The organism is Arthrobacter sp. 2YAF22_2 (assembly GCF_052114645.1).
Lineage (GTDB): Bacteria > Actinomycetota > Actinomycetes > Actinomycetales > Micrococcaceae > Arthrobacter.
On sequence record NZ_JBFRFD010000259.1, the window covers coordinates 1 to 5188 of the forward strand.

General features: G+C 66.3%; 6 protein-coding genes and 1 tRNA gene. 5 read left to right on the forward strand and 2 right to left on the reverse strand.

Annotated features, from left to right (window positions below; translation table 11 throughout):
* From AB4Y86_RS11560 to AB4Y86_RS11570, 3 genes are all read left to right on the forward strand, one after another.
* A partial coding sequence (locus AB4Y86_RS11560) for a DsbA family protein (protein ID WP_441402371.1) occupies window positions 1–414 on the forward strand: 414 nt, incomplete at its 5' end.
* 149 nt (window positions 415–563) lie between these two features.
* Window positions 564–640 (forward strand) — tRNA-Thr (locus tag AB4Y86_RS11565).
* A gap of 215 nt (window positions 641–855) precedes the next feature.
* Window positions 856–2241 (forward strand): MFS transporter, encoded by a 1386-nt coding sequence (locus AB4Y86_RS11570; RefSeq protein ID WP_441402375.1) that lies wholly within the window; start codon window positions 856–858, stop codon window positions 2239–2241.
* Here AB4Y86_RS11570 and AB4Y86_RS11575 read toward each other — a convergent pair.
* Complete coding sequence (locus tag AB4Y86_RS11575) at window positions 2201–3235, reverse strand: acetylxylan esterase (protein WP_441402372.1); 1035 nt, start codon at window positions 3233–3235, stop codon at window positions 2201–2203. The genes AB4Y86_RS11570 and AB4Y86_RS11575 overlap by 41 nt on opposite strands.
* Window positions 3236–3516: 281 nt before the next feature.
* On the opposite strand from AB4Y86_RS11575, the gene AB4Y86_RS11580 reads away from it, so the two are divergent.
* Together AB4Y86_RS11580 and AB4Y86_RS11585 are read left to right on the forward strand one after the other, a co-directional pair.
* On the forward strand, window positions 3517–4170 hold the full coding sequence (locus tag AB4Y86_RS11580) for a FadR/GntR family transcriptional regulator (RefSeq protein ID WP_441402373.1): 654 nt from the start codon (window positions 3517–3519) through the stop codon (window positions 4168–4170).
* 65 nt (window positions 4171–4235) lie between these two features.
* Window positions 4236–5012 (forward strand): glucosamine-6-phosphate deaminase, encoded by a 777-nt coding sequence (locus tag AB4Y86_RS11585; protein WP_441402374.1) that lies wholly within the window; start codon window positions 4236–4238, stop codon window positions 5010–5012.
* A 7-nt stretch (window positions 5013–5019) separates the two neighbouring features.
* Here AB4Y86_RS11585 and AB4Y86_RS11590 read toward each other — a convergent pair.
* A partial coding sequence (locus tag AB4Y86_RS11590) for an amidohydrolase family protein (protein WP_441402376.1) occupies window positions 5020–5188 on the reverse strand: 169 nt, incomplete at its 5' end.

The following is a 5188-nucleotide window of genomic DNA, read 5'->3' on the forward strand; positions in this document are numbered from 1 at the left end:
GACGGCAAGATCACCGTCGAATACCGGCCGCTGGGCTTCCTGGACAGCCGGTCCACCACCAACTACTCCTCGCGTGCGGCCAACGCCGCGGCCTGTGTAGTGAACGAATCCCCGGAGAAGTACTCGGACTTTGTCGACGCGCTGTTCGCCAAACAGCCCGCCGAGGGCAGCGCCGGTCTCTCCGACAACGACCTGAAGAAGCTGGCCACGGACACCGGGGCCAAGAACATCGACCAGTGCGTGGATAACAAGACCTACCGGCCGTACGTGAAGAACGCGACGCAGGAGGCGGCCTCGATCGGGGTCACCGGAACTCCCACCGTCTTCGTCGAGGGCAAGCAGTGGGGAACGGGCGACAGCGCCAAGACCCCGTTCGACCAGTTCCTCCAGGCCGCGGTGGACGCCAAGAAGTAGGCACCCCGCCTGTGAAAGCAGCCCGGCCCCGGATTCCTCCGGGCCGGGCTGCTTTTTGCGCATTTTTTACCCGCAGGCGTCCGTGGGCTACCCTTATCTAGCGCCCAGCGTCCGGCTTCATTTTGCGCCGAGCGACGACGGCGCGGATTGCCTCCTTAGCTCAGTTGGCCAGAGCACCGCTCTTGTAAAGCGGGGGTCGTCGGTTCGAATCCGACAGGGGGCCCCACGAAGAACCTGACCTGCGGGTTGGATGTGAGTCGCCGCAAGTAGGTCCGCGTCCGGGACTAATCTGGTATCTCTCGCAGTTGTGCACTGGGACGCCGAAAACCGGGTCCGGGCGCGACGCGCCTGTGGTGACGACGGGAGCATGATCACGTGACAACAACGCCTGCCGAGGGGGTCGGTTTCCGTTCCCGGCGGGGACCTATTCTCATTGCCTTGATGCTTTCAACCGGCCTGGTGGCGATCGACTCGACGATCGTCGCGACGGCGGTGCCCTCGATCGTGGCTGACATTGGCGGTTTCACGTCCTTCCCCTGGCTTTTCTCGGCCTACCTGTTGGCGCAGGCCGTGTCTGTGCCCGTCTATGCGAAGCTCTCCGACGTCGTGGGCCGCAAGCCGATCATCCTCCTCGGTATCGGCCTGTTCCTGCTTGGTTCGATCCTCTGCGGGGTGGCCTGGAGCATGCCGGCCCTCATCGCGTTCCGCGTCCTGCAGGGCCTGGGCGCGGGAGCGGTCCAGCCGGTGGCCATCACGATTGCCGGCGACATCTACACCCTGACGGAGCGGGCCAAGGTGCAGGGCTATCTGGCGAGCGTCTGGGCTATCTCTTCGGTGGTAGGCCCGACCCTCGGCGGCGTGTTCTCCTCACTGGGCATCTGGCGCGGGATCTTCTTCGTGAACATCCCGCTGTGCCTCCTGGCCGGCTGGATGCTGCTCCGGACGTTCCACGAGAATGTCGAGCGGGCGAAGCACCGGATCGACTACCTTGGGGCCGGACTGCTGACGGTCTCGCTCAGCTTGATCATCCTCGGGGCCCTCGAGGGCGGCCAGGCCTGGGCCTGGAACTCCGCCGTCAGTATCGCCGTGTTTGCAGTCGGAGCAGTCTTCTTGGCCGCCTTCCTCCTTGTCGAGCGGCGGGCAGCGGAGCCGGTCCTGCCGCCGTGGGTCGTATCCAAGCGCCTGCTGGCGACGACGGCGATGGTCTCCTTCGGCGTCGGTGCCGTCATGCTCGGCCTGACCTCATACGTCCCCACCTTCCTGGAGGGCGCGCTTTCGACCTCCCCGATCCTGGCCGGGCTTGCCTTGGCCGCGTTGACTCTCGGCTGGCCGATCAGTGCGTCGCAATCGGGCCGCTTCTATCTTCGGATCGGGTTCCGGCGGACCGCCCTGATCGGCATCACGGTCACGGTCATCGGCGCGGCGGTGCTTGCCCTTACCGCCTCCACGCCCAACATCTTGCTCGTGGCGGCGGCTTGTTTCATTGTCGGTCTCGGTCTCGGGCTGGTCGCGACCCCAAGCCTCATTGCCGCCCAATCGAGCGTCGAATGGAACGAGCGCGGCGTCGTCACGGGGACTAATCTTTTCGCACGTTCGATCGGCAGCTCGATCGGCGTCGCCGTTTTCGGTGCGGTAGCCAACGCGATCTACGCCGGCACCCCGGGCGGCGGAACTGATCCGCACACGATCGTGTCGGCCTCCTCGGCTGTGTTCCTCGCGGTGCTGGCCGGTGCCGTTCTAACCGTCGTCGCCGTTATTGCGATGCCGGCCACGGACGTAGCAACGTCTAGCAGGCCAGCAGCCCAGCCACGTAGTGAAGCTGTTTGACCCAGTGGTGTTCCTGGCCGCCTTCGTGGTTGTTGAAGCGGTAGACCTCAAGCGCCTTGACGGGGCCCGGGTTCGGGGCGGCCGCGCTCGCGCCGGCTGCGCCGGCCCCGTAGGCGTTGTAGGCGGCAAAGACCGTTGACGGCGGGCAAACGTCGTCCATGAGTGCCACGGAGAACAGTGCGGGCGCCGTTGCCCGGCGGCCCAAATGGACGCCGTCGAAGTAGTTTAGGACGGCCAGGGCGGGCTCGTAGCGGTCCCGGTGTCGGGAGAGGAAACCCGCAATTTCCGTGTACGGGCCGCGCGGGGCCAGATCAATGGCGCGGGAAAAATCCTGCAGGAACGGCACGTCCGCCATGGTGCCAAGGATGCCGTCCAGGCGCCCACCCGCCAGGCCGGCGGCTGCGACGGCCAAACCTCCGCCTTGGCTGACGCCGGCAAGAAGTACCTTCCCGGCGTCGACGTCGGGGTGGCTCTGCGCCGCCTCGATGGCCCGGAAGGCGTCCACGAAGACGCGCCGGTAGTAGTAGTCCTCCCTGCTGGAAATACCGCGGGTCATCACGCCGGCGAAGGACACCGCTCCGGCTGAAGGATGCGCGTCCGCGGTCTCGCCCAGGCTGCCGCCGTAGCCCTGGCCTCTGGTGTCCATGATGAAGTGCGCGTACCCGGCCTGCGCCCACTTTGTGTCCTGCTGGACCAGGCCGCGCCCGCCCGAATAGCCGACGTACTGCACCACCACGGGCAGCGGGCTCCCGGCATCCCGGTTGGCCGGCAGGTGCAGCCAGCCCTTGATCCGGGCCCCGCCGAAGCCGGCGAAGGAGACATCGAAGCTGTCAATCACGCGCAGCTGGTTCTCCACCGGCGTATAGACGGCGGCCAGCGGAAAGTCGCGGGCTTCGGTAACGGTCCCTTCCCAGAACGCATCGAAGTCGTCGGGCTCGACGGCGGATGAGCTGTAGGCGCGCAGCTGGTCCAGTGGAAGGTCAAAGAGGGGCATGGCGGTCTCCGGATTGTCGCGTGCGTTCGATAGGTGATCCTACGTCCCATCTGGAAAATTGTGGGACACTTTGCTGAAATCTGGACAAACTTCATCACGACCGATAGAAGTTTTGCCACCAAAGAGGACAAAGGACGTCCCATCTCCGCTAGGATGTATGGAGACTAGTTGCCGCGCCAAGATGCGCGGGCGAAGGAGATGACGTGACAATAGCACCGCAGGGAGTGTCGTCTGCCCGATATAGCGCGCAAATCAGGTCCCACGCCCTCCAGACCAGGATTATGGACCTGATCCTTGAGCAGGGGCTGGACGTGGGGGATTCCCTGCCGACCGAAAGTGAGCTTTCTGCAGTTCTGGGGGTGGGCCGGAACACCGTCCGGGAATCCCTGAAAGTGCTGCAGGCCCTCGGCGTGATCGAAATCCGCCATGGCTTCGGAACCTTCGTCGCCCCGAACAACTTCAGCGCCCTGACGGAGGGCCTGGTCTTCCGCGGGAAGCTGTCCCTGCGGCACCACGGCGAGGAAGCCATGGAACTCGTCGACGTGCGGCAGGCCTTGGAATCCGGACTCATTGGCCGGGCCATCGATCTGGTGACGGACGAACAGCTCGGCGACCTCCGCGCTGTCATGGAAGGCATGGAAATGGCGGCCGCCGCGGGCGAGCCGTTTGCCGAGCTCGATGCCGAATTCCATCGCCGGCTTTACGCCCCCCTGAACAACGAGTTGCTGATGAACCTCATGGATGTGTTCTGGAAGGTGTACCGGCAGATCCATCAAGCCCTTGGCGCCGGCCCGGTCAACCTCGGGGACCAGGTCCGCATCCATTGGGAGATCTACGAAGCGGTCGCGGACAAGGACAAGCCTTTGGCCGCCGAGCGCCTCCAGCGGCACTTCGACGGCATCCGCCAAAAGCTCAAGGACGTTGCTGCCCGGTAACCCCGGCGCATCTTTCCGCCTTGCCTCGCTCCGCCCGGAACCCCACCGTCCCAGAAAGTGTTCCCATGGATTTTTTTGTTGTGCCCGACGCCGCCTCGACGGGCGCCATAGCTGCCGGCATCGTGGCTGCAGTCGTCCGCAGTAAGCCGGAGACCGTCCTGGGACTGGCAACCGGCGGCTCCCCGCTCCCCGTGTACGCCGCGTTGGCCGCCCACCGGCTGGACATGTCCGGTGTTCGAGGCTTCGCACTGGACGAGTACGTGGGTCTGCCCGCAGGCCACCCGCAGAGCTACGCCGAGGTGATCCGCCGGGAGGTTACAGAGCGGCTGCACCTGGACCCGGCGAAGGTAGTTGTGCCCGCGGGCGCCGCTGAGGACCCCGACCGGGCGGCGGCGGCCTACGATGCTGCGATCGCTCAGGCCGGCGGGATCGACGTGCAGATCCTCGGCATTGGCCACAACGGCCATGTGGCGTTCAACGAGCCCGGCTCCGCCTTGGACTCGCGCACCCGGGTGGAAGCCCTCACGGAGCGCACCCGCCAGGCCAACGCCCGCTACTTCGCTTCGCCCGACGACGTCCCGGACAGCTGCATCACCCAGGGCCTGGGCACAATCCTCGAAGCGCGCCAGCTGCTGCTGGTGGTCAGTGGAGCGGACAAAGCCGACATCCTGCACACCGCGCTGAGCGGCCCCATCACGCCGGACTGCCCCGCCTCGATTCTCCAGTTGCACCCTCACGTGACCGTCGTCGCCGACGAAGCGGCGGCCGCGCGCCTCGCGGGCGCCCGGGCCGCTGCCGGAACGACGCCGGTCGCGGTGCGCTCGCGGACCGTCGGCGTCTGACCCGGGCTCAGGGCCGGTCGAGCACCTGACCGGCGCGCAACACGGCAACCGGGCTGAAATCGCGGTCGACGGTAACGATGTCCGCACGCATCCCAGCTCTTAAGCTCCCCAGCGTGGCGTCGAGGCCCAGGAGTTTGGCCGGCACCGCCGTCGCGGACTGAACCGCGTCGGCGGGG